We start from the raw sequence: 22,843 nt of genomic DNA, 5'->3' as shown, positions 1-22,843 counted from the left end.
CTTACATTTTTCTTAAACAATTCACAACAGAATAAGCATTAACTAACCCAATTTTATGTTTTTTGTTAATCAATTTCACGCATTCAGAGAAACTCAATTTATTTTCCTTTATAAATTCAATTTCCTCCCCACCATTCTTAATCATATAGTCTGCAAATTTTGATGCAATAATATATCTTCTAACAACTAAATAGATCATTCCAAAAACCAACACAATATTAAATATTACTTGTAAATCCATTATGACTTTCCTCCTATAATGGCACGGCAGGGTATACACTACGTCAAAAATCTTATGGTCATATTTCTGACATAGAATCTAGAACAAATATATGACTCACTTTATTTTTAATAAGCTAATCATAACTTTATTCCTCACTTTCTTAAGAATACCGATATTATAGTCCACTAATTTTATTTTGTCAAGTATTTTTTATCTAAATTATAATTTTGACTCAAACAATGCTTTTTTATGGTTCAAATTTCTGTTATAATGTAAATACAGAATTGTAGGTGTCGTGAAATGAAAAAAGAAAAATATCCCTCAAATGAGAAAACAAGACAAATACTGCAAGACAATTTAAAGTCTATCAGAGAAATCTTAAATTGGACAAGTGCAGATTTAGGTGATCTTATTGGAGTCACTAAACAGACCATTAGTAATTTAGAAACAAAGAATAGCAAACTAACTAAACTACACTACATTGCAATACGAACAGTGGTTGATTTTGAAATTGAAAAACTAAAATCAACCGACTCTGATAGAGCTAAGCGTGCTGAAATGTTATTAGAAGTATTGTCTAAAGCCGAAGAAGAAAATCTAGATTTTGATGAAATCTCTCAGGCTTCTAAATTAATTGTATCCTCTAAGTCTGCTGCTATTGCAGGTACCATAATTGGTGCACTGATCCCATTTGTTCTCAATGGATTTAATAAAAAAAATAGATAATGGAAAGATTTGGATTTTAAATATTACCAAATAATAAAAGCTATCCTTCTAACTGTAATTCATTACAGTAAAAAGGTAGCTTTTTGTTTAAATTTCTATGTCAGAATGGAATTTTTAGAATTCATATATTTTCTTAAAAAAGAAAAACGTAATAGAATTAATAAAATTTTAGTTAATTCAATACATAGCTATAAGAACTATACAATATGTTTCTTAATCTAATCACTCTTTTTGTAAATTTCAATTATATTAAAAGGGCTAGAAACTATAATACTACTATTATATTCTACACGATAAGGGACATTATTAGTATTAAAAATCACTAGATCATTCTTTGGAACATCATCAACTGATTCATACAAAATTTTAGCATTATCTATTTTGGCAAAATAGATATCTTGCTGGATTTGGCCATACTCATTATAAATTTCGGGCTCTTGATTATAAATCATTCTCATCAACTGCGGTTGACTAGTTGGTGTTTCCTGGATTAATAAAGGAAGACACTTTGGATATTTAAAAATAGATATATAGAATTGAGTATAAGAAAAATCTAAAAAACCAAATTTAGTAATATCAAAATCTTTTAAACTTCCAATTAAAAAGCAAAGAAGATATAAAGTGTTATTTCTAATACGCTTCACTTCTTCAATATCTTCTAGATTGTGTTTATGAAAATACCCATTGCGAACAGAATCTTTGTAATCTAGCAAAAGTCTGTTTAACAAATTTCTTCCCTGCTCACTTATTTCCAAACAATCTTCATTATCGGTTATATACCAAATTAGCGAACCTAAACTAACATCCATAAATTTAAGATTATGACTAGTAACTAAAATTTGATAATTACCACTATTATTTGGATTCTCTCTTATGTCTTCTTTATTAGCATATATCTTTTTTTTCCCCCTATAAATATACTTTTTCCCTCTTTTGATCCATTGATTTCTTTTATCAATATCTAATTGAGATAATAAAATTTGATAAAGGAACTGTTCAATTGTTTTTAGATATCCTGCTACAACAGAAGTATAATCAAAGTTACAATTATCAACTAGCACTTTGTACAAATACTCAGAAGTTAGATAAGAGATAGCGAAATCTGATTTTCCAAGCAAAACTTGACCCTTACCCTTTTTCAAATTCGAACAAATTATCTCTAAATCATATTTTTCTAAATTTTTAAAGCTATTTTTAGAATTATAACTTAATTCTTGAAACTCTACATCTTGCAAACTTTTTTTAAAATCAAGTCTATTTTTAGTTAGATAAGATATATTTAGTCTAGGAATTACTTCAAAACCAATTAACTTTTTAATATCATCAATTACTTCTATTACCATAGTTAAAAAGTCTTGATATAAGTTTTCACTTATGAACTCATCTAAAAACATTTTAATTGTGTAGTGAGATTCATCTATTATTTCAGAATTTATATACGATACAAAATTTGTATCATTTGAAAAATGTAAAATTACAACTTTGTCAATTTGAAAATCTTTTATTAACTCTCTAACAACATCATCGTAATCATATAATTCAGTATATCGAACACCAATTCTACTATTTTCCTTCTCAATAATAAATTGAAACGGATAAAGATTATAATCCTCTATATCAGAATTTCTGAAATCTACACAATTTCTCATACTTTCTAGCTGACTCTCAATTTCATAACCTCTCTCATTCAATAATTCCTCTAAAATAGGATTTATTAAATAGTTTCGAATATCTGATTGAAGTGTTCTTTCATATTTTTGATAAATATAAAAATTATCCGAAGCAATATTTAATATAGGAAAATCTGAACGATATCCAGGCCTATCATTTACAAATCTTTTAAAATTACCCTCAAAAACTTTACGCTCGAATAGTTTTTTAAAATCATTGGTATGTTTTTTTATAATAGCTTTGTATCTATCTAAAATCATTTTCTCTCAATTCTTATCTATAAATTTTAAACAAAAAGCATACAGTAAAACTGTATGCTAACCTTCTAGCCTTTTATTATTGATTTCAATATACTTGATAACAATTTCTTTTAGTGCTAAAAGGACTTCTGCTGCTAGCTCAAGACGAGCAAGGGTTTTGTTATCCATTTTCATGGTCTTTCCTCCTTCTGGGCGACTCTAGTTCGCCAACAATGGAAGTTACAGCATAATGATATTGTAAGCGTTTTTCTTCTAGTTGTCAACCGTTATTGGTTCCTTCAAATACATAATTGATTTTTATAATACGTCAGTCAAAATTATCGCCGGTATTTTTCTTTTCTAAAAATAGATATTTTTTAGAAAGAAAACTAAAAAATTGATATAATTAGCTATATTATAAACTAATCAGAGGAATTTCTCTATGACTACATCAATAAATGTTGACAAAAGAAGCGTCAAACAACTATTAGAAACCGGAAAGAATAAACGATTTATTATTCCTGAATATCAAAGACCATATGCTTGGTCAGACGAACAAATCCAAGTTTTATTCGATGATTTAACTGAATACACACTCAATACTACCGAAGATGAAAATAATACTTACTTTCTTGGTACAATAGTTGCATATGAAAATGATAATAAAGAACAGGAAATCATCGATGGTCAACAGCGTATTACAAGCCTCTTATTGCTGTTGAGGGCTATTTACACTAAATTAGAAAGTGGTGGTCCTGAGACTAATTTCTTGAAAAGTCAAATCGAGCCAACAATTTGGAAGCAAAATCCAACTACAGGGGTAGTTAATTTTAATGAAATCCTTATTAGTTCCCGGGTAATGGGAGAGGAGGGGAATCAAGAATTTGCTAATATACTAGTCTCTGGAAAAGCAGATGAAAAATCACATAGCAACTATGCTAAAAATTATAGATTGCTCCAGCAACTAGTTAATGAATATGCTGCAGATAATCCATTGTCCTTTTATAACTTCATCAGTAATATCTTAAATCAAGCTATTCTTCTCCCTATTACAGCCGATAGTCAAGAAACAGCACTAACTATTTTTTCAACTCTAAACGATAGAGGACTAGCATTATCGGATGCCGATATTTTTAAAGCAAAAATTTATAATCACTTAGATCCAGAAGAAAAAAAGAAATTTATAGAACTCTGGCAAGAACTAGATGAACAAGCTACAAATGCTGGGGAAAGTATTCAAAAGTTGTTTTACTATTATATGTTCTACTTGAGAGCAAAGGAAAACGATCGCAGAACAACCACTCCCGGTATTAGAAAATATTATGCAAAAAATAATTTCGAAAAACTGTACTCACAAGATTTAATGCAAAACTTAAATGCCATTTTAAATTTGTGGATAGTGATAAATAATAGAGTCTCACTAGAAAATGAAAAATGGTCCGAAAATATGGAAATAAAACAAATTTTGGATGCTCTGACCTCTTATCCTAATGAGTTCTGGAAATATCCTGTTGTCATCTATTACTTACACTATCACCATAAAGATACATTTGAAGATGATTTTCTTATTTTTGTGAAGAGATTATTAGCAGTTCTTTCTGCAAGATATATCATAACACCAACAATTAATGCCGTCAAAACTGGAATCTTGAATTTAAATGCAGAAATAGTTAACTCATCACAACCCAGATTCAATTTCAGCGAAATCGATGAGAAAGAATTGTCAGATAAAATCAAAAATGCGAATCATAATACAGTGAAGATGATATTAAATATCATAGCTTATCAACATCAATCGGAATTATTGCCAGAAAAATGGGAAATTGAGCATATCCTTCCCCAAAAATGGCAATCAAGTTATTTCCCAACAAATTCAGATTCTGAAGTCAAAGAATTAGTTGAACATATTGGTAATAAGATTCCCATTGAAAAGAAGGTCAATATTATCGCAAGTAACGGATACTTTGCTAAGAAAAAAGAAAGCTACAAGAAGTCCAAAGTTGGCATCTTACTTGAGTTAAGTCAAAGTAATAACAATTGGGGACTTGATGAAATTAGAGAACGTGATATTCGTATTTCTGATGAATTCGTTAGAATACTGAACGAATGGGGCCTAAACCAATCTGAATCTGATACAGAAGAATTGTTAACATTTATCCCAGAAGAACGATATTCAGACTATCTTGATTTTATAAAGCTTTTCAAAATGGAAGATTCAAATGAATCAAGAGAAAAATTTTTGAGCATATAGCAATTTAACAAAGCACTTTAGCTGATAACACATATTCTGTTACTATCAACTAAAGTGCTTTTTTCATGTATTTAGAGGCAATTATGGATACGTTTATCTATTTGTATCGTCCCCAACATTTAATAAGTTTCCGAAAAAGACTTATTTTTTTGACAAAAAAGACATCCAAGAGAATACTCTTGAATGTCTGTAAACGTTGATAGTATCGTGTTGATTAACGTTTTGAGAATTGTGATGCTTTACGAGCTTTCTTAAGACCTGGTTTGGAAAGTATGAATTTCAGTTGGACTAAAAACAGCGTAATATCAAGACTTTTCTCCGCTTTTATAAAAGCGTTTTTCCAATCAAATTCAACTAATTTTATCTAAATGGTGTGGATTTTACCCCCAAAATTACAGAGAATGGAGCTGATAAACACTAAACGTTCACACCATTAGTTAAATGATTTTTTTCATCATTTTTCTTAGATGATAGAACTTCTAATTTATTTCTTATTCAAGCAAAAACAACCTGCTATAAGTAAGAAAGAGGAAGATACAAGAAAAACACGGCGTAAAAACCGATTCAGTTCATTGTCCTCAATCCTTGTCTGCTTCATTTTCTTTTACGAGATCGTTTTGTGAATCTTTTTCAGAGAGTTTTTGATCAATATACTTGTCAATGTTTTCATAAAATTCCTTGGTCGCTTCACTATCTAATGTTGGCGAGTTCTGAACTTGATTCACTTTCAATTGAACAGATTGAATACCGTAAGAGGCTTGTTTTTGGTGGAGTGTTTCTAATTCTTCTTCTGAAATCGGATCTCCAACAACCGTCAAGACCAATTCATTGTTACTTGACTTGTAGACTTGATTAATAACCGTATGATTGGCGAACTCTTTTCCTACAAACTGTTTGATCCCTTCTTTTCGTGCTTGATCCATCGTCAGAGTGACTGCTGAATAGCTGGCTGGAAGAACCAATAATACAATCAAGGAGATCAACCCAATTCTCATTTTCATGTTTAGCTCTTTAAATGAACTTAAGGGAGATTGTCTCATCATAATTCTTGTTCCAACAATATTGATTAGCATGATAAAGACACAGTTGATCAAGAAAAGATAGAGAGCCCCAAATAAAAATCGTACATTTCCATTAGCTAAACCATAGCCTGCAGTGCAGATAGGTGGCATCAGAGCTGTAGCAATGGCTACTCCTGGCACGATATTGTTTGCTTCTTTTTTCCTTGAACCGATCACACCAGCAATCCCACCAGCAATAGCAATGAGGACATCCCAAATGGTTGGAGAGGTTCGTGCAATCAACTCGCTACTTGCATAAGACAAGGGAGAAATCCAGAAATACAGAGTCGAGACAAGCAAACTGACCAACACTTGAGTCAATAAAACCTCTAGAGATTGCTTGATTAAACGCGTATCAAAAATAGCTAAACCGAATCCCAGTCCAACAATCGGTGTCATGAGAGGTGAAATCAACATGGCTCCTATAATGACAGCTGTTGAATTCATATTTAGTCCGATAGAGGCAATAAAAATTGCACACATCAAAATCGCTGTATCTCTCAATCGAACATGAAGGTCATCGTATAATTTCTCACGGTATTCCCGTGTTGAATAATTGGCAGTCATTTGTCCTCTCCTCTTTCCTTATTTAAATTGGTATAATAATTAAAAATAACAGCTGATAAACAGCCAAAAAATATGAGCCCATAAATCGTCAAGAAGACACTGGTAATCCTTCCAATCAAGGTCACAGCTAGGAGATCCCCGTAGCCGACAGTCGTCGAAGTCACAAAAGCATACCAAAGACCGTCTCCGTAATTTGTGATAGCAGGTTCAACTAGGAAAAGCACGCCTCCTGACCCAAAAACAAAGGTCACAAAACTCAGAGCAAACCGAGTAAAACCCGTAACCTGCATAATATGCCATAACATTTTTAAACGTTTCATTTGTTCTCCTTATTCATACTAGCTCCTGACCGAGCCGTTTTTTTCCAATAATCAAAGTGAAGATAGGACATGATCTCCATCAGAGAAAGATAGACAAACTGATAGATCTGATTTAAGCTGATTATCAACTGATATTGTTTGAAAAATGACTGGAAGAAAGACCAGATATGACTGTCTTGAATCAGTCCCTTCTTAATATCAGACAGGATATTAGCTAAAGCTCCCAAGGACTGAAACGGTAAATCCTTGACATTTATATAGATCCGGTCCACCACATCATTCAGACTGGTATCTTGGATGGCATGAAATTCTCCAAAGAGAACTCCTGCCGCTCCAAGAGTAGAAACAAATTCCACCAAATAATTTCTGAGGAAATTTTCTCAACCTTTTCCCATAATGTGTTTAGTGCCATCCATAACGATCCCAACCAGAAAAAGGAAAGAAAACAAGCAAAGAAATTTTGCCGTAAATCCCAAAAAGCTTCAAGACTTGGTGTTGTTGGTTTTTCTAACTCTAAAACCAAGATGGTCATAATAATTGCTAGAACAGCATCTGTCAATACAATTAATCTGTCTTTCTTCATCGGATTGCATCCCCTTTCTTTTTTGTAACATTCTATCTTATCGCATAATATTGGATATTCTTTCATAATCCGACTACAAACAAAAATAAACCAAAAAGTATGTCCCTATTATACTATATTTAACTCTAGAAGTATTCATCCATCTAATTAATAAATATATCATATTTCACAATAAGTGAATACTATCAAAGATTCATCCCCTTTCACTTCATCATGTAGTGTTGCTTAGATTTATCAAAAACAACCAAATTTGTATTAATTTCAAGTATCACCTAGTTACAAAAATTTGGGGTGAACAGAAAAAGCATCCCGTATTTTTGATACGAAATGCTTTCAATAAGTTTAAATAAGTTTTAACGTTTACTAAATTGTGAAGCTTTACGAGCTTTTTTCAAGCCTGGTTTGGAAAGTATGGATTTCAGTTGGACTAAAAACAGCGTAATATCAAGGATTTTCTGAACAATATCTACTTTTTAATTTCATAAAATCTGAATCAATATTTTTAAAATAGGGGAATAGTTTAGGTCTCTAAGCATTAAAATAATACACCTAACTTTGGTCACCGTTTTTTAGTTATTCACTCTTTTTTTAGTTATTCACTCTTTTTTCAGATAGTGTTTTTAAAGTTATGATGTAAAATGCCGCAATTAAAACACTATACATCATAATCGGAGGATAGACAATTAAAGATAGAATCAATCCCACTCCTTTAATTATTAGGTCAGGTATCAATAACTTCCTATATTGTGCGGTAGCTTCAAGTAATTCTTTCTGATCTATATTGGGTTTATCAATTACTTTATGTAAAAACCAGTTTGCTACCGTTGAAACAATAACAATCAGTCCATAAAAGAGCTGTGCCGTATGATTCATGAAATGACTACTAACTATTCCAGTAGCATAGGGCATAAATGAAACAAAAAATAAAAGATACAAATTCTTTCAAATTTCTCCCTTTTCAATTTGCCTAACTTGACCTGCATTACCTAGGTCGCTTTGCTTTAAATTATACTTTTTTCTTAAACATTTAATACGAGTAGGTATTTCTTGTGAGTAATTTTCATCAAAAAATTTCATATATAATCTCCCTATAATCATGGAAAAGTAGTAAAAATAGTTGTTATCCTAGTTGATTAAAAAAATCTCTGATTTCCTCATCTTTTATAAAATAATATATAATTTTCCCCTCTCTTCTAGTGTCCAAGATGTTTTGATTGGCTAGTTTACGAAGATGGTGGGAGGCAGATGCCATACTGAGATTTAATAAACAGGCTATATCGCAGACACAGAGTTCTTCGACGGCAAGGAGATAAAAGATGATATTTATCTGTTTATTATCGGTAAATTTTGATAAAATGCGAAGTGATTTTTGGACTTTTTCCTTTTCAAGGTAGTTCGTTGCGGTTGTAACATTTTGTTGATTTATAACATCCACTTGACAGATACTATCTTTTTTCATAATTTTTTCTCCTAGCCTAACACAGCCCATAGCATGTCAAAGCTGTTGTTTTCAATCAGGATATACATCCCCAATCCTAAATAGACAACGGCAATAAACCATCTGCTATATTTTTCCAAAGTTTCCCCAACAGAAGGGACTTGTGCTAATTTTTGGGCAGAAAAAACCAAGAGATAAATCATGACTAGAAAAGTAAGTAAAGTCACTATCAAATTCGCTAAATTTAAGGTGGTAAAATATGGGACAAAGACACCAATATTGTCAGCGCCACAACTTGCAAAAGTAATCATAGCGACTAGAAAAATCAGGTTTTTATTGTCTTTTCGCAAACCATCTTTTGCAATAGCTTCTCCATCAGAATCTCCTAAAAGCAAAACTTTGAGGCCTAGGAAAATTGGAATCAAACCGAGTAAACCTAAAATCTCTTTACTAGGAATATAATTTAAGACAAATGCAAAAAGCAAACTTAGGAATATTAGACTAACAGAGCCTAGAAATTGTCCTAAATAGATGTTAATGATGTCCTTTCTGCTTTTTCTTTTGGCAAAAAATAACATTAGGATAATAAGTAAGTCTACGGCTGTCCCAGAATACAGGATTATTGAAGTAACAATATTTTGAATCATAAAACACCTCATTCAAATATATTTTTGAATGTATTCTAACATTAACCTTTGTAGATGTCAACTTAAAATCCACCAATTAATAATTGCATGTCAATATTTGTATTGTGAAACTAGTTTCAGAAATATATAGTCTTAAAGTATGTCCACTGCCAATGGTTTTTTCAATATTTAAAAGGAGAGAACCAATTTGGTCCTCTCCAGGGTATAATTTTCCACCAACCCACTACAGTTGACAAAGAACCGTTATTCTCAAATGAGACAACTCCTTTTAGTTTTTATAACCTCAGCTTCTCGGTCTCTTACCTACTTTTAATAGAAAGACTACGAAGGACGATTCTTAAAGTAGTCAGATTGTGCAATATCGAAAGATTAGATGGGCTTAACCAATTTAACAACCCAAATCCAATTAAACTTCCATTTATTACAACTGTTTCTTGAATATTTCTTTGAATTAATTTCTGCAACGATTCAGATAAAGAATTCAATTCCTCGAAGAAATCTAAACGATTATCTAATAATAAAATATCACTCATCTGCTTAGAAATATCAGCACTTTCATTCATCACAACCCCAATATCTGCAAGCGTCAAGGCAGCAGAGTCGTTTAACCCGTCTCCAACCATCAAAATAGTTCGGCCAGCTTTCTGTAATTCCTGAACCAACTGAAACTTACCATCTGGTTTTAAATCAGTATAAACGTTGTCAAATGGCAGATCTTTAACCAACTCTTCTGTTCTAGCCAACGTATCACCAGTTGCCAGAATCAGTTTTTTCCCTTGGCGCTTTAGCTTTTTCAATGCAACTTTCGCCTCGCTTCTCAAGGGAGTGTGGATACAAAACATCCCAATTAATTCTTTCTTATAAGCCAAAAACAATAAATTGTAATGAGTCTTATATTGCTCAATCAAGGCCAGCTGCTCAGAACTAATTCTTACCTGTTCGTCTTGCATTAGTACATAATTTCCAATGACAACCGATTGACCATCAATTTGCGATTTAATCCCTTTGCTTGCAACATACTGAAGCTTGCCATGCATTTCTTCGTGTTCAATGCCTTCAATTTCAGCTTGTTTAACAATTGCATTGGCAATAGGATGATAGATATGTTCCTCCAAACATGCACTTATTCTTAAAATATCTTTCTCAGTATAATCTCCGAAAGGAAGAACCTTTTCAACCAAAGGATAACTCGTCGTGATGGTACCCGTTTTATCAAACAAGAAAGTATCCACTTCCAGATATTTTTCTAATACATCACCATCTTTAATAACCATTTCTCGATTTAGACCTTCCTTTATGGCCGTAAGGTAGGCTACAGGTGTGGATATTTTTAGAGCACATGAAAAATCCACCAATAAAAAGGAAATGGCTTTTGAAAACGAACCTGTTAACAGATAAGTCAAACCAGCACCTAAGAAGTTATATTTTACAACCTTGTCTGCCATCCTAATAAAATGACGTTGTTTTGTCTTCTTACTCTCTTCAGATTTTTTCATCAGATTGATGAGTTGCAAAATACGACTGTTTATCTGATTATCAGTCACACGAATTCTTAACTCTCCTGTTTCCAAAACAGTATTCGCACATACAGAATCTCCCTCTTTCTTTTCAACAGGGAAGCTCTCTCCAGTCAAGGAACTCTCATTGACCATGCCTAATCCTGAAACCACTTGGCCGTCAAACAAGATTTCATTACCTTGGGAGACAACTAATACATCACCTACTTGAACATCAGAACTCTTGATGCTGATGACCATGTCTCCCCGCACTAAGAAAACATCACTTTCTTTAGCAAGAAGGCTTTGTTCCAAATCTGTTGCTGTTTTTTTTAAAGACCACTGATCCAGATGATTACCCAAATCAAGCATAAACATGATGTTGCTAGCTGTCTTGGATTGGTTCATAAACAAGGACAACAAAATGGCCGAACAGTCCAAGACCTCCATGGTTAGTTCCTTGCGCGCTAAAGTTTGATAGGCTTCTTTGACATAACCCAAAGCCTGATAACAAGTCCAAATATAACGAATAGGGTAGGGTACAAAACTTCGAAACAGCAAACGCTTAATCGCTGCACCCGATACAATTGAATAAGCACTCTCTTCTCTACGAATGGGAAGAGTCATCAAGTCCGAAACTTTCCCCTTGTCAATTTTTTTTAAAAAGGCCTCTGCATTTTCTAATACAGAGAAGCCTTCTTTCATACGTAGAGTAAAGTGCTGCTGATCCATATAAAACTGAATAGAGTCGATCCCTTTTTCATCTTTAGCCAAGGAACGAAGATAATCTTGAATATCCAAGGTCAGTGAAAACGAGGACGATAATCGGATATGTTGATATCCTCTGTGTAGCACTTTAAAAGACATATTATTCACCTGTCAGGCTATCTAATTGTTCTTCTTTCTTTTCCTGTTCGTATAAATATTTAGCGTCTTGTAAAACATCATCACCGTGTTGTTTTACAACAGAAACAGATGCATCCAGTCCATCTTTCAATTTGTAAGCTTTAGCCAAGGCCTTAGAATAGCCTTTCTTAGCTTCTTTACTTGCTAAGACTTTCAAGCCAAGCGTCCCAAATGCTACCCCTCCTAAGAAGAGAGATGATTTTTTCGCAACTTTTACGACGTTTAATACTTCTTTTAACATGTTTATTTCCTCCTTGTAACTATTGTAGCGAAAAATGACAGCAAAAGCAATTGCTGATATCTGATATATAGATAAAATTCTCTATACTGATATTTAATTATATTATGATGAAAACAATATACTTTATTTTTTGATACTGTCAATAATTATGTGTAAACACTTAAGTAGAGTTACGGAGTGTTAATTAAATAAGCTTTCAAGTGTATCAGAACATTGACCAAACCCTTTATGGATTCGTTGACTTTGCTTGAAATTATAATCTTCAAACAACGTAACTAAGTAACGTTCCAGAGCCTCCTCATTAGGAAAAAGAACCTTCTTTTTCGTTTGATGTTTGATTTCTTTGTTAAGAGACTCAATGAGGTTTGTCGAATACATGCTGTGCCAAATCTGGTAGGGAAACTGATAAAAAGTTAAAAGATTATCCGTCTTCTCCAGACTTTCCATGACTTTCCTATACTTTGGTTTCCATTCGGCGAGAAAGTCCTCTAAAGCTTGTCCTGCCATTTCTAAATTTTCAGCACGATAAATCATTATAAATTGCCCCAGAATAACCGCTCTATCTGCTCGTTTCACTTTACTAGCTAGATTTCGACTAATATGAATTAAGCAACATTGTTGTTTAGCTAATGGGTGAGCCTGACTGATAATCTGCTCAAGCCCCTTAAAGCCATCTGTAACTACAAGAGAAATCTGTTGGATTCCTTGGTTTTGAAGCTTGTCTAACAGGGTGGACCAAGAAGCATTGTTTTCTTGAGGCAACTGTGCATAGCATATCTCTATGCGACTAAAGTCGCTAGAGCTATCCTAATTGCGCACCGCCAGTTCTCATAGAAAAAAACACCTTGCAAGATGCAAAGTGTTTTCGTTTGTATTCTGCTGTCCAGCAACGAATTAACGTTTAGAGAACTGGCTAGCTTTACGAGCCTTTTTCAAGCCTGTTTTCTAGTATTTTTATATCTATTGGCAGATTATCCGACTTATCCCCATCAACATCTGACTCTAACTCAACCTCTGAAGAAATCCTAATATTGCGTACTTTGATATATTCGATATTATTGTTACCTACTAGATCCCCTTTTTAATAAATCTGGGATAGCCGATAATTTAGAAATGATGGATGAATCCTTTAAAATCAAGATATTTCCATATTCATCTGTATTTTCATCAAATAGTTTTTTGTCTGCATAGTAATTGGATAGAAGAACTAAGACCTGAGTAGCTTCACCTTCATAATTGCCATTTTTGCTTTCAAAAGGTAATAATTGCTTGTTCATAGCTTGGCGAATCAGTTGCACCAGCCAAATTAATTGTCTTGACCGACGAATAAAGCGACTTCTTTCAAGGATTCGACCATAAGGAAACAGTTGGCAGATTCTATAAAAGTGTCGATGTGATTCGGCACGCTCATCAGACTCGCTACACAGAGCTGGTACATAATATCTGCTATAATTTTCTGGAAGATTTGGTCAAGCGGTCTTTTAGCCGTGTGACAGGCATACAGGAAAAACACTATTTATTTACTTTTTGCACGGGAGGCTTTAAGATGTTGCTGGACGCCTTTCTTGATAATCACTCAGAGTCGCCAGAGTGTCTGGGCTGGGATATGGCAAAGATATACCGCTGCCTGAAACTGTTCTTTGACGCTGATAAACGCGACATATCAATTAAAATGTCGCACTAAAATGATTGAAAAGTGATTGAAACTGTATTATAATGAACGTATATATTTAGAAAAGAGGTACTAACTATGGAAAACCTAGTAGTTTCAGTCTTTAACACTGAAAGCGAAGCTTATCAGTCCTTTGCGGATTTGAAGGCTTTCCGCCAAACTCAGACGACCAAGGTTGCTCAAATCGCCTTGGTCAAAAATGAAAACGGTCACATCGTTGAAAAAGAACGCTATGACTTTGAAGATTCAACGACGGATGCAACCCTAGAAGGTGGCTTGCTCGGTGCAGTTATCGGGCTTTTGGGTGGTCCTATCGGCGTCTTGTTTGGTTATGGTATTGGCAGCCTCTATGGTTTGGCTGCTGGTGATACCGTTGATACGGCAGAAGCTGGCTTGATTGACGTTGTGTCTCAAAAATTGATCGACGGCGAAACAGCCGTTGTCGCCTTGGTGCAAGAAAACAACGAAGCAGTCATCGATGCTTACTTCACCAAGTACGACACCCAAATCGTGCGTTGGGATGTAGCAACCGTCGTAGCCGAAATCGAAGCAGCTCTGCAAGTCCAAGAAGACCTCTACAACCAGGCACGTGCACAAATGAAGGCTGAACGTAAAGCCGAACGCAAGGCTAAACTTGAAGAATTCAAGGCAAATGTCAAAGCAAAATTTGACAAATTGAAAGCCTAACGTCTAAGCGTCTCATAAATTTAAATGTGACTGAGACGCCATTTAAAATTTATGTGCGTCGGATTCTCACAGTTAAATAATTGCGTTGACAAAGCCGTTACAGCCGTTCTTCCATTCTTTGAAAAGAATGTTTAATAGACAAGAAATCTGGACTAGTATTGGTCTGGATTTTTTTGTGAATATAGAGGTCATAGCTTTTTGACTATGCTTCGTTATAATTAGAAAAATTTTAAGTTTTATCAAGATGAAATCAGTCAGACGAAGACATCCCGAATTAGCACCAGCATCACCACACAAACTAAGACATACTGGTGCTACTCTTGCTAAACAAGCAGGTGTTTCTCTTGAAGCCTTCTCAGAAGCTCTTACTCATAGTGATAAAGAGATTACAAAAACTTACGTTAATATCAAAGATAAAGTCAATCAGACTGTAGGTGATATTGCTTTTCGTAGTTTAAAAAATTGATGGGGTGAATATGGGGTGAATTTTGGGGTGAACTTTGATTTTTTGAAACAAAAAAGACATCCAAGAAATAATTCTTGAATGTCTGTAAACGTTGATATAATCGTATTGATTAACGTTTTGAGAATTGTGATGCTTTACGAGCTTTCTTAAGACCTGGTTTCTTACGTTCAACTTTACGTGAGTCACGTGTAAGAAGTCCTGCGCGTTTCAATGAATCGCGGAAGTCTGGGTCTACTTGAAGAAGGGCACGAGCGATACCGTGACGGATAGCTCCTGCTTGACCAGCGTATCCACCACCTACAACGTTAACGAAAACGTCGTATGAACCTGCAGTTGAAGTAACTGCGAATGGTTGGTTGATTACAAGACGAAGGTCAGCGTGTGGGATGTACTCTTCAACATCTTTTTTGTTAACAGTGATTTTACCAGTTCCTGGAACAAGGCGAACGCGTGCAACAGCGTTTTTACGACGTCCAGTACCTGCATATTGTGCTTGTGACATACTTTATTGTTCCTTTCCTTAGATAAGTCCTGAAATATCAAGAACTTCTGGTTGTTGTGCAGCGTGAGTGTGCTCAGCTCCAACGAATACTTTCAATTTCATACCTTGAGCGCGGCCAAGAGTATTGTGTGGAAGCATACCTTTAACTGATTTCTCGATCAAACGTACTGCATTTTTAGAACGAAGTTCACCAGCAGAGATTGATTTCAATCCACCTGGGTGGTTTGAGTGAGTGTAGTAGATCTTATCAGTTGCTTTTTTACCAGTCAATTTAACTTTTTCAGCATTGATAACGATTACGAAGTCACCTGTATCAGTGTGAGGTGTGAATGTTGGTTTGTTTTTTCCGCGAAGCACGCTAGCAACAACTGCTGAAAGGCGTCCAAGAGGTACATCAGTTGCGTCAACAACGTACCATTTGCGTTCTACTTGGCCTGGTTTAGCCATGAATGTAGTTTTGTTCATGATTTCTCCTATATGAATGTCGTTTTTGTTTACAGGGCGGATGTTCCGGTCCGCAAGTTATTTGAAAGGTTCCGGGGCCTTACAAATGGGGTAAACAATACCGCCTACTATTGTATCAAAATTCTAAGATAAAAGTCAACCGATTTGGAAAATTATTTGCGATTTTCTTTTCCAATGACAAATCCGATCAAGGAATTCGGGCCGACGTGGGCTGAAATAACCGGTCCAAGAGGCATCACGAGAACTTCATCGATGCCTTCAAGCGCAAGCATTTCTTGCTTCAGTGCTTCGGCTCCTTCTAGATCGTTGGTATAAGATACCAAGGCTGTGCTTTCACCGATATCTGCTTTGATCAGCTCCAGTAATTCCCGGACAGCTTTTTTGCGTCCCCGAACCTTGCTAATAGGGACTAATTTCCCTTCCGCATCTATCCAGAGAATGGGTTTGATGCTGGCCAAACTTCCCATGATCGCGGCACTTTTTGAGAGACGGCCGCCACGCATGAGGTGGTAGAGGTCATCAACTAGGAAATAAGTCCGCAGTTTTGGCGCTAGGTCCATGATTTCTTCTTTGGCTTCTGCTAATGAACGACCTGCATCACGCGCAGCTACTGCTCGCATGACCAGATAACCCTCTCCAATCCCAGCAGCCTTCTGATCGACAATCTCGATCACGGCTTCCGGGTAGTCTTCTAAAACCAGGTCTCGTGCCATGACTGCACTCTGATAGGTCCCAGATAAGACTGATGAAAAGGCCACATAAAGCAGATCTTTTCCTTCTTTGGCAAATTGTTTAAAGGTTTCCTGAAATTGGCCCACATTGACCTGACTGGTTGTCGGTTTGGCCCCATTTTTCATGGCTTCTAAAAGCTCCGGGCTGGTCAATTGAGCTTGGCCTACTGTCTGGTAAACCGTCCCATCTAACTCAATGGTCAAGCCAAGAATGGTCACCTGATGTTCCTTGGCCCAGTTTTGGTCTAAATCTGCGGTCGAATCGGTTAAAATAGCAAATGTCATTACTTGTCTCCCATCATTTCTTGTAATTGTCGCAATACTTCGTGATCGAGCGGTCGCATGGGTGGTTTTTGATCGTTAACCACTCGCTGCGCTTGATTGAGGTTTCCTTTGACGACTGCGACCCGTTTTTCTAACTCTCTGGCAGATACCCGAAGAGCTCCTTGAGCAAAGACGGTCCATTGCTCATTTAAGTCACTGGTCGCTACTGATACTTGGTGGAGGGGCGTGTTAAGCTCTGCCGCCAAGCGCTCGATATAGTCATCTGCCGTCTCATCCTCACCGGTAAAGACCACCTGAACATTGAACTCCTCATAGGTCTGCCGCACTCCTGGCATATACTGGGCATCAAAGACACAGATGACTTCGATTCCTTCAAAGCTAGCATAGTGGCTCAGTTTTTGCAGGAGGATATTGCGGGCTGCATCGAGCTCACTTTTTTGAAAGAGCTGGCGGGTCTCCTGCCAAAAGGCAATCATATTATAGCCGTCAACCAATAAGATTTTTCGTTTCATATCATTGCCTTTCTAGGATTATAGTCGATTGCGAAAGACCTCATACATAAGGATGGCTGCTGCCACACTGGCATTGAGGCTTTGCACATGACCATTCATGGGAATGGTGATCATCTCATCGACTTGTTTTTTGATATTGGCTGAGATCCCTTTTCCTTCATTGCCAATGATCAAGGCTAACTTGCCAGCCGTATTCCACTGATGAGATGGCGTGCCGTTCATGTCGGTTCCAAAGATCCAGAAGCCCTCTTCCTTTAGCTTGTCTAAGGTTTGGCTAAGATTGGTCACACGCGCAATGGGAATGTGTTCCACTGCTCCGGTAGAAGTTTTTGACACCACTGGGGTCACCCCAACCGCTCGGTGCTTAGGAATGATGACTCCTGAGACATTGGTCGCATCAGCTGTCCGCAAGATAGATCCAAGATTGTGCGGATCTGTTAAGCCATCGAGAATCAATAAAAGCGGGTTCTCTTCTTGGGCTGTCTGTTTCAGAATCGCTGCCAAGTCGGTGTAAGCAAAGGCTGCCACTCGAAGAACAAAGCCTTGGTGAACAGCTCCTTCTGTCATTTCCTGCAGGGTTTTCTTTGGCGTCCAAGAAATCGACACTTTTTTCTCAGCTGCTAAGGCCTTGATCTTGTCGACATTTTTCCCTCGGAGGTCTTCTTGAATATATAATTTATTGCCTGTATTGGCTTGTAAAGCCTCGGTGACTGCATGGACACCGTATACGATATCGTTATTTTCCATAGAACTAGTATACCATAAGAAAGGAGGATGAGGCCAATTCATGATATAATGAAATGAAATCTATCTCAGCGAAACTAGTAAAATAGAAAGGAAACCATGCCTCTTTTTCAACGAACCATTAAGCTCACCTTGGCCACCTGTTTAGCAGCTGCCCTTGCTTATGCTCTGGGCTTGACCTATGCCATCTCAGCTGGCGTCATTGCCATCTTGAGCATCTCTGATACGCGTCGCAGTACCATCAAGCAAGCCTACCAGCGCTTTATGTCGACCTTGCTAGCCCTTGCTATCGGAAGTCTCGCTTTTTCCTTTTTTGGATTCAACCTCTGGGCACTGGGAGTTTTTATCGCTCTCTATGTTCCTGGTGCCTTTCTATTGGGTTGGCAGATCGGTATCACCCCTAGTACGGTGTTGGTTACCCACCTCTTGATTGAGCAGTCTACCTCCTGGGGGCTCTTGCTCAATGAACTTGCTCTCTTTTTAATTGGGACCAGCTTTGCCTTGCTGGCCAATCTCTATATGCCTTCTAATCAGGGAGCGATCGATCACTACCATGATGTTGTTGAAGACCAACTGAAAAAGATCCTTGGTCGTTTTGCGGAATTACTTAGTAAAGGGGATGGTCGCAATGATGCTCGCTTGATTAAGGAGTTGGATGGTATCCTAAAGGACGCTTTGAAGCTAGTTTATCTGGACCATTCCAACCACCTCTTTCACCAAACCAACTACCATATTCACTACTTCGAAATGCGCAAGCGGCAAAACGATATTCTGCGGGATATGGCAGAAAACGTCAACCGCTGTCAGTTGGCGGCGAGTGAAAGCATAATCCTAGCTCAACTTTTTAAGAAAACGGCCCAACAGTTAAGCCAGAAAAATCCTGCCCAAGATCTTCTAGATGATATTAGTCAGTATTTGGCGATCTTTCGCGAACGTCCTCTTCCTAAGACCCGTGAAGAATTCGAAACACGCGCCACCTTGCTCCAACTCTTAAGAGACTTAGAAACTTTTATCCAGGTCAAGGTTGATTTTTACCAACAATTTCATAAGGAGACAGAATAGACAAAAAGGCCCTTGCAAGATGCAAAGGCTTTTTTATTCGGGGTTTTGTTGTAAACACTTTCCTAAAATGGTATACTAGAAACGGAAAATAACTTTTTAAGGAGGGTCTTCTATATGAAGTCTTCGTATAAGAAACATTTGTACACTACAACACTCAGCCTCTCAGCGGCTGTCTTGCTTTCCGTTATCGGTCATGGCCAAGCTTCAGCCGATAGCTTAGAAGCGCCTCAAACAGAGCCTAGCACGGCCCTTGAAGCGACACCTGCTACTGAGCAACCTGTGACCGCCGAGACGACCAGTCCCGCTGCATCCACAGAAGTAACTCCTGCTAGTCCTACAGAAACCGCAGCGACTTCTGATGCGGCTTCTACAACAGAAGTTGCTCCAACCGCTAGTCCAAGCACTACCCGTGCTACAACGACCGCTGACCAAGCGACTCGATTGACGGATAGCACCATTTATCTCTCTGAAAAGAGTACGATTGATGACAAAGTCCAAGAAAAAGCTCAAGCTGCTGGCAAGATCAGCTGGACCTTAGACAATAAACCTCTCTCTGAGTGGAAAACCTGGGATATGGAGACAGGAACACTGAGCAAGGATCCATTCCTTACTATCACAGAGACCGCAAACGGCAATGATCTGGATCTCCACATTGACGTGCAGGATCTCTTTGGTGAAGATCTCAGTCTTCGTAGCCCAAATAATATTCGCCGGACTTACCGCAACTACATCGGCAACCATGAACTGGTCGGGACCAATGCAGACTTAGGTGTGACCATCAATAAAACCCTTGTTTTTAGACCTTACCAAGACTACCATACACATGAAGAGATGCTGGCTGCCATCGAAAAATCCAAGGAAGAAGCGAAACCCGATCGTTTAGTGCAGCTGGAAACTCTTGGCAAGAGTGCCCAAGGCCGGGATATGAAGATGGGGATCGTGAGCAAGGACCAAGCCAGCATTGATCACTACCTTTCTAGTACCAACCCTACAGCTTTGACTAAGCCAAGTGAAATGCTGGCCGCACTAAAAGACAAGACCTTGGATTACAAATTACCTGTCTTAGTCCACAACACCCACGCGGATGAACAGCCAGGCATTGATATCATCACAGGCCTCTTCCATACCTTCGCTACAGAAAATCAAGTCACTTTTAAAACGACAGACGAAGCTGGTAACGTCAAGAATGTGACCCTGGACATCCCAACTCTCTTAAACAAATTCATTTTCTTATTTGACTTCACGGAAAACCCAGATGGGGATGCTCTCAACCTGCGGGCCCTAGCAAACGGGCTCGATCCAAACCGGGATGCCAGCTACCAAACCAACCCTGAAGTTCGCACGGTTATCCAAATGATCAACAAATGGAATCCAATCGCTCTCTACGACTTACACGGTTTTGTCAAAGAATTCTTGATCGAACCTGCAACTCCACCACATGATCCGAACTTCGAATACGATCTTCTGTCAGATCTGATGCTAGAAAATGCCCATCATATGGGACGGGCAGGAGTTGCCAATTCTAAATACGATAGTTACATCATTCCAAAACTGGATTGGGGCGATGGCTGGGATGACTCCTTCTCTGGCTATACAGGAGTTTATGCTGTCTACCATGGTATCTTAGGCCATACTATCGAAATTCCGGAAGGAAATGAAGAATCCTACAAAGCAGGTCGCAATGCTGTCCTAGGAGGGATTGACTTCCTCAACCAAGATCCGGACCGTCTCCTTGAGATGCGTCTCAACTTCTACCTGCGCGGTCTCAATAAAACCGAAGATCCAAAAGCCGAAAATGAACTGGTCGGCCCAAATGGAGAAATCGTTGGACGTGTGAAAAATGGTCGTCCGAAATTCTTCCCAGACTACTACGTCATCCCAATGAGCCTCGACAAAGACAACGATGCCCAAGAAGCCTTCAATATGATCGACTACTTCAAACGCAATGGTGTCCTCGTCAAGGAACTCAAAGAAGATATTGGCAACTATAAAAAAGGGGACTTAGTCATTGACATGGCCCAAGCCAAACGTGGCTATGCTAACCACATTCTCTACAAGGGTTCCAACGAATCTGCCTGGGCTGCTATGTACGCAGAGTTGCTGGTAAACTTCCCAGATATGAGAGGGTTCAAGTCCGAACCTGTCTTTGCGGATGGTCTTTTCAACGGAAAATTAGGAGAAGTCACCACCACCCGCGCCACTCGTACCTCTGAGATCGATCCAAAAGCTCCTTACTATGTGATCGCAAATACCTCAGCCAGTGCCGTTAAAGCTGTCAACCAGGCTATTGCACAAGGAAAATCTGTCTACCTAACAGATGATGGCTACATCGTTGACCGCGATACCTTTGCTTCGCTCCTACCAAACTATGCCATTTATGGTGATGCCCTCTACAAGGTGCCTAGTGGCCCAACCTTGAAACCGATGAAGGTCTACTCTCCAAACTACCACTATAATTGGGCTGGAGTAGATGCGCCTGCTCATACTAGTTTGGTCCTTGAAAAATTAGGCTTCCAAATCGTCAATACGCCAGAAGAAGCGGATGTTGTTATTTTGGAAAGCAATCGCTTTGACGCTTCCATTTTTGGCAAGAAACCAACCCTTGTCATTGGCGGGGAAGCCATGCAAAAATTGGAAAAATTGGGAGTTCTTACAGGATTTGACGCTGAAAAACTAAAAGGCGGTAGTGACTACGAAGGCTTGATGAAAGCGATCATTGATGATCAGGATCCATTGACCAGCGGATACAAGAAGAATACCCTCTTCTACTCCAACTCAGGAAACTGGATTGAAAAGGTTCCAGAGCATTTCAAGACCTTGATGAGCATCGCTCCAAGCGATTATTATATTGCAGGTTGGTGGCCACATAACGATGTTCTGGCTAACAAAGTCATGGCCATCTCTGGAGAACTGATGGGACAACCACTCTTTGTCTATGCAGGAAATCCAACCAACCGTCAACACCCTGTCCACTTCTTCCGCTGGGTAACCAATGCGATCTTTGGCAGCAAGTTGGCAAGCTTGATGGATTACGTTCCAGCTAAAGAACCAGATCAAGTGGTAGTTCCAATTCATAACCAAACAAGCAATCCACAGCCAATCTTGGCCAAGAAGGACACTCCTAAAGTGCTCCTTCCACAAAAAGAAACAACTAAAGAAGAAAGCGTGCAAGCCTTGACTTACCAAGTAGGACAAAGCTTCCAAGAAAGTCCAGCCAAGGCACAATTGCCACAAACTGGAGAAGACACAACGGCGCACTTCATTCTTTCAGGCTTCTTGCTAGCCGTTAGCGGAGGCTTCCTCCTCTTGAAAAAGAAAGAAGTTGAGTAAGTTCCAGATTTAGACCTG

At 37.7% G+C, this 22,843-nt stretch carries 23 protein-coding genes and 3 pseudogenes; 6 read left to right on the top strand and 20 right to left on the bottom strand.

Going from position 1 to position 22,843, the window contains the following annotated elements; translation table 11 throughout:
* Position 1 precedes the first annotated feature (1 nt).
* Positions 2 to 241 (bottom strand): hypothetical protein, encoded by a 240-nt coding sequence (locus P5Y91_RS08360; protein WP_195550322.1) that lies wholly within the window; start codon positions 239 to 241, stop codon positions 2 to 4.
* A gap of 282 nt (positions 242 to 523) precedes the next feature.
* Here P5Y91_RS08360 and P5Y91_RS10375 point away from each other — a divergent pair, with 282 nt between their 5' ends.
* Complete coding sequence (locus P5Y91_RS10375) at positions 524 to 949, top strand: helix-turn-helix transcriptional regulator (RefSeq protein WP_347272208.1); 426 nt, start codon at positions 524 to 526, stop codon at positions 947 to 949.
* Positions 950 to 1,167: 218 nt separating this feature from the next.
* Here P5Y91_RS10375 and P5Y91_RS08350 read toward each other — a convergent pair whose 3' ends face one another.
* Positions 1,168 to 2,880 (bottom strand): hypothetical protein, encoded by a 1,713-nt coding sequence (locus P5Y91_RS08350; RefSeq protein WP_277839239.1) that lies wholly within the window; start codon positions 2,878 to 2,880, stop codon positions 1,168 to 1,170.
* 421 nt (positions 2,881 to 3,301) lie between these two features.
* On the opposite strand from P5Y91_RS08350, the gene P5Y91_RS08345 reads away from it, so the two are divergent.
* Positions 3,302 to 5,110: a DUF262 domain-containing protein gene (locus tag P5Y91_RS08345; protein WP_277839238.1), complete on the top strand. Its 1,809-nt coding sequence runs from the start codon at positions 3,302 to 3,304 to the stop codon at positions 5,108 to 5,110.
* 578 nt (positions 5,111 to 5,688) lie between these two features.
* Here P5Y91_RS08345 and P5Y91_RS08340 read toward each other — a convergent pair.
* From P5Y91_RS08340 to P5Y91_RS08280, 13 genes and pseudogenes are all read right to left on the bottom strand, one after another.
* A complete protein-coding gene (locus tag P5Y91_RS08340) occupies positions 5,689 to 6,738 on the bottom strand; it encodes a DUF389 domain-containing protein (RefSeq protein WP_277839237.1) in 1,050 nt (349 codons plus the stop codon).
* The gene (locus tag P5Y91_RS08335) at positions 6,735 to 7,058 is read right to left on the bottom strand and encodes a potassium channel family protein (RefSeq protein ID WP_000825751.1); all 324 of its coding nucleotides are present in this window, start codon (positions 7,056 to 7,058) and stop codon (positions 6,735 to 6,737) included. Before P5Y91_RS08335 ends, P5Y91_RS08340 begins: the two co-directional genes overlap by 4 nt.
* On the bottom strand, positions 7,055 to 7,414 hold the full coding sequence (locus tag P5Y91_RS08330; RefSeq protein WP_000397555.1) for a hypothetical protein: 360 nt from the start codon (positions 7,412 to 7,414) through the stop codon (positions 7,055 to 7,057). The genes P5Y91_RS08335 and P5Y91_RS08330 overlap by 4 nt, the downstream gene beginning before the upstream one ends.
* On the bottom strand, positions 7,339 to 7,641 hold the full coding sequence (locus P5Y91_RS08325; protein WP_006151097.1) for a TMEM175 family protein: 303 nt from the start codon (positions 7,639 to 7,641) through the stop codon (positions 7,339 to 7,341). Before P5Y91_RS08325 ends, P5Y91_RS08330 begins: the two co-directional genes overlap by 76 nt.
* A gap of 588 nt (positions 7,642 to 8,229) precedes the next feature.
* Positions 8,230 to 8,514: a hypothetical protein gene (locus tag P5Y91_RS08320; RefSeq protein WP_225915803.1), complete on the bottom strand. Its 285-nt coding sequence runs from the start codon at positions 8,512 to 8,514 to the stop codon at positions 8,230 to 8,232.
* Positions 8,515 to 8,583: 69 nt separating this feature from the next.
* On the bottom strand, positions 8,584 to 8,718 hold the full coding sequence (locus P5Y91_RS08315; RefSeq protein ID WP_023024363.1) for a hypothetical protein: 135 nt from the start codon (positions 8,716 to 8,718) through the stop codon (positions 8,584 to 8,586).
* 43 nt (positions 8,719 to 8,761) lie between these two features.
* Positions 8,762 to 9,100 (bottom strand): Cd(II)/Zn(II)-sensing metalloregulatory transcriptional regulator CadX, encoded by a 339-nt coding sequence (gene cadX, locus P5Y91_RS08310; RefSeq protein ID WP_000711078.1) that lies wholly within the window; start codon positions 9,098 to 9,100, stop codon positions 8,762 to 8,764.
* Between the two features lie 11 nt (positions 9,101 to 9,111).
* Positions 9,112 to 9,726 carry a CadD family cadmium resistance transporter gene (locus tag P5Y91_RS08305; RefSeq protein WP_002911684.1) on the bottom strand — a complete coding sequence of 205 codons (615 nt, stop codon included), beginning with the start codon at positions 9,724 to 9,726 and terminating at the stop codon, positions 9,112 to 9,114.
* A 299-nt stretch (positions 9,727 to 10,025) separates the two neighbouring features.
* A complete protein-coding gene (locus P5Y91_RS08300; RefSeq protein WP_002893754.1) occupies positions 10,026 to 12,089 on the bottom strand; it encodes a heavy metal translocating P-type ATPase in 2,064 nt (687 codons plus the stop codon).
* 1 nt (position 12,090) lies between these two features.
* On the bottom strand, positions 12,091 to 12,369 hold the full coding sequence (locus tag P5Y91_RS08295; RefSeq protein WP_002902306.1) for a DUF6110 family protein: 279 nt from the start codon (positions 12,367 to 12,369) through the stop codon (positions 12,091 to 12,093).
* Positions 12,370 to 12,549: 180 nt separating this feature from the next.
* Positions 12,550 to 13,140: pseudogene (locus P5Y91_RS08290) on the bottom strand (IS256 family transposase); the annotation flags it as partial.
* Positions 13,141 to 13,288: 148 nt separating this feature from the next.
* Positions 13,289 to 13,622 (bottom strand): annotated as a pseudogene (locus P5Y91_RS08285) (diacylglycerol/lipid kinase family protein); the annotation flags it as partial.
* A 3-nt stretch (positions 13,623 to 13,625) separates the two neighbouring features.
* A pseudogene (locus P5Y91_RS08280) lies at positions 13,626 to 13,769 on the bottom strand (IS982 family transposase); the annotation flags it as partial.
* Positions 13,770 to 14,119: 350 nt separating this feature from the next.
* On the opposite strand from P5Y91_RS08280, the gene P5Y91_RS08275 reads away from it, so the two are divergent.
* Entirely contained in the window at positions 14,120 to 14,728 is a 609-nt protein-coding gene (locus P5Y91_RS08275; protein WP_002893760.1) for a DUF1269 domain-containing protein, read from the top strand.
* Between the two features lie 244 nt (positions 14,729 to 14,972).
* Complete coding sequence (locus tag P5Y91_RS08270; protein WP_002893762.1) at positions 14,973 to 15,194, top strand: tyrosine-type recombinase/integrase; 222 nt, start codon at positions 14,973 to 14,975, stop codon at positions 15,192 to 15,194.
* A gap of 109 nt (positions 15,195 to 15,303) precedes the next feature.
* Here P5Y91_RS08270 and rpsI read toward each other — a convergent pair whose 3' ends face one another.
* From rpsI to rlmB, 5 genes are all read right to left on the bottom strand, one after another.
* On the bottom strand, positions 15,304 to 15,696 hold the full coding sequence (gene rpsI, locus P5Y91_RS08265; RefSeq protein WP_002893764.1) for a 30S ribosomal protein S9: 393 nt from the start codon (positions 15,694 to 15,696) through the stop codon (positions 15,304 to 15,306).
* An 18-nt stretch (positions 15,697 to 15,714) separates the two neighbouring features.
* Positions 15,715 to 16,161, bottom strand: a complete 447-nt coding sequence (gene rplM / locus P5Y91_RS08260; protein WP_002876943.1) for a 50S ribosomal protein L13 — start codon at positions 16,159 to 16,161, stop codon at positions 15,715 to 15,717.
* A gap of 152 nt (positions 16,162 to 16,313) precedes the next feature.
* Complete coding sequence (locus P5Y91_RS08255; protein ID WP_003010076.1) at positions 16,314 to 17,177, bottom strand: DegV family protein; 864 nt, start codon at positions 17,175 to 17,177, stop codon at positions 16,314 to 16,316.
* Positions 17,177 to 17,689, bottom strand: a complete 513-nt coding sequence (locus tag P5Y91_RS08250; protein WP_003004212.1) for an NYN domain-containing protein — start codon at positions 17,687 to 17,689, stop codon at positions 17,177 to 17,179. The genes P5Y91_RS08255 and P5Y91_RS08250 overlap by 1 nt, the downstream gene beginning before the upstream one ends.
* Positions 17,690 to 17,707: 18 nt before the next feature.
* The gene (rlmB, locus tag P5Y91_RS08245; RefSeq protein WP_003010074.1) at positions 17,708 to 18,436 is read right to left on the bottom strand and encodes a 23S rRNA (guanosine(2251)-2'-O)-methyltransferase RlmB; all 729 of its coding nucleotides are present in this window, start codon (positions 18,434 to 18,436) and stop codon (positions 17,708 to 17,710) included.
* 96 nt (positions 18,437 to 18,532) lie between these two features.
* Here rlmB and P5Y91_RS08240 point away from each other — a divergent pair, with 96 nt between their 5' ends.
* Both P5Y91_RS08240 and P5Y91_RS08235 read left to right on the top strand, forming a co-directional pair.
* Positions 18,533 to 19,495, top strand: coding sequence for an aromatic acid exporter family protein (locus P5Y91_RS08240; protein WP_070594805.1), 963 nt, complete (start codon positions 18,533 to 18,535; stop codon positions 19,493 to 19,495).
* 114 nt (positions 19,496 to 19,609) lie between these two features.
* Complete coding sequence (locus P5Y91_RS08235; protein ID WP_277839236.1) at positions 19,610 to 22,825, top strand: LPXTG-anchored zinc carboxypeptidase; 3,216 nt, start codon at positions 19,610 to 19,612, stop codon at positions 22,823 to 22,825.
* Positions 22,826 to 22,843: the final 18 nt, after the last annotated feature.

Source organism: Streptococcus taoyuanensis (assembly GCF_029589235.1).
Taxonomy (GTDB): domain Bacteria; phylum Bacillota; class Bacilli; order Lactobacillales; family Streptococcaceae; genus Streptococcus; species Streptococcus taoyuanensis.
The sequence above is the reverse complement of the archived record's forward strand: the minus strand, read 5'-3'. Positions and strand labels throughout refer to the sequence as shown.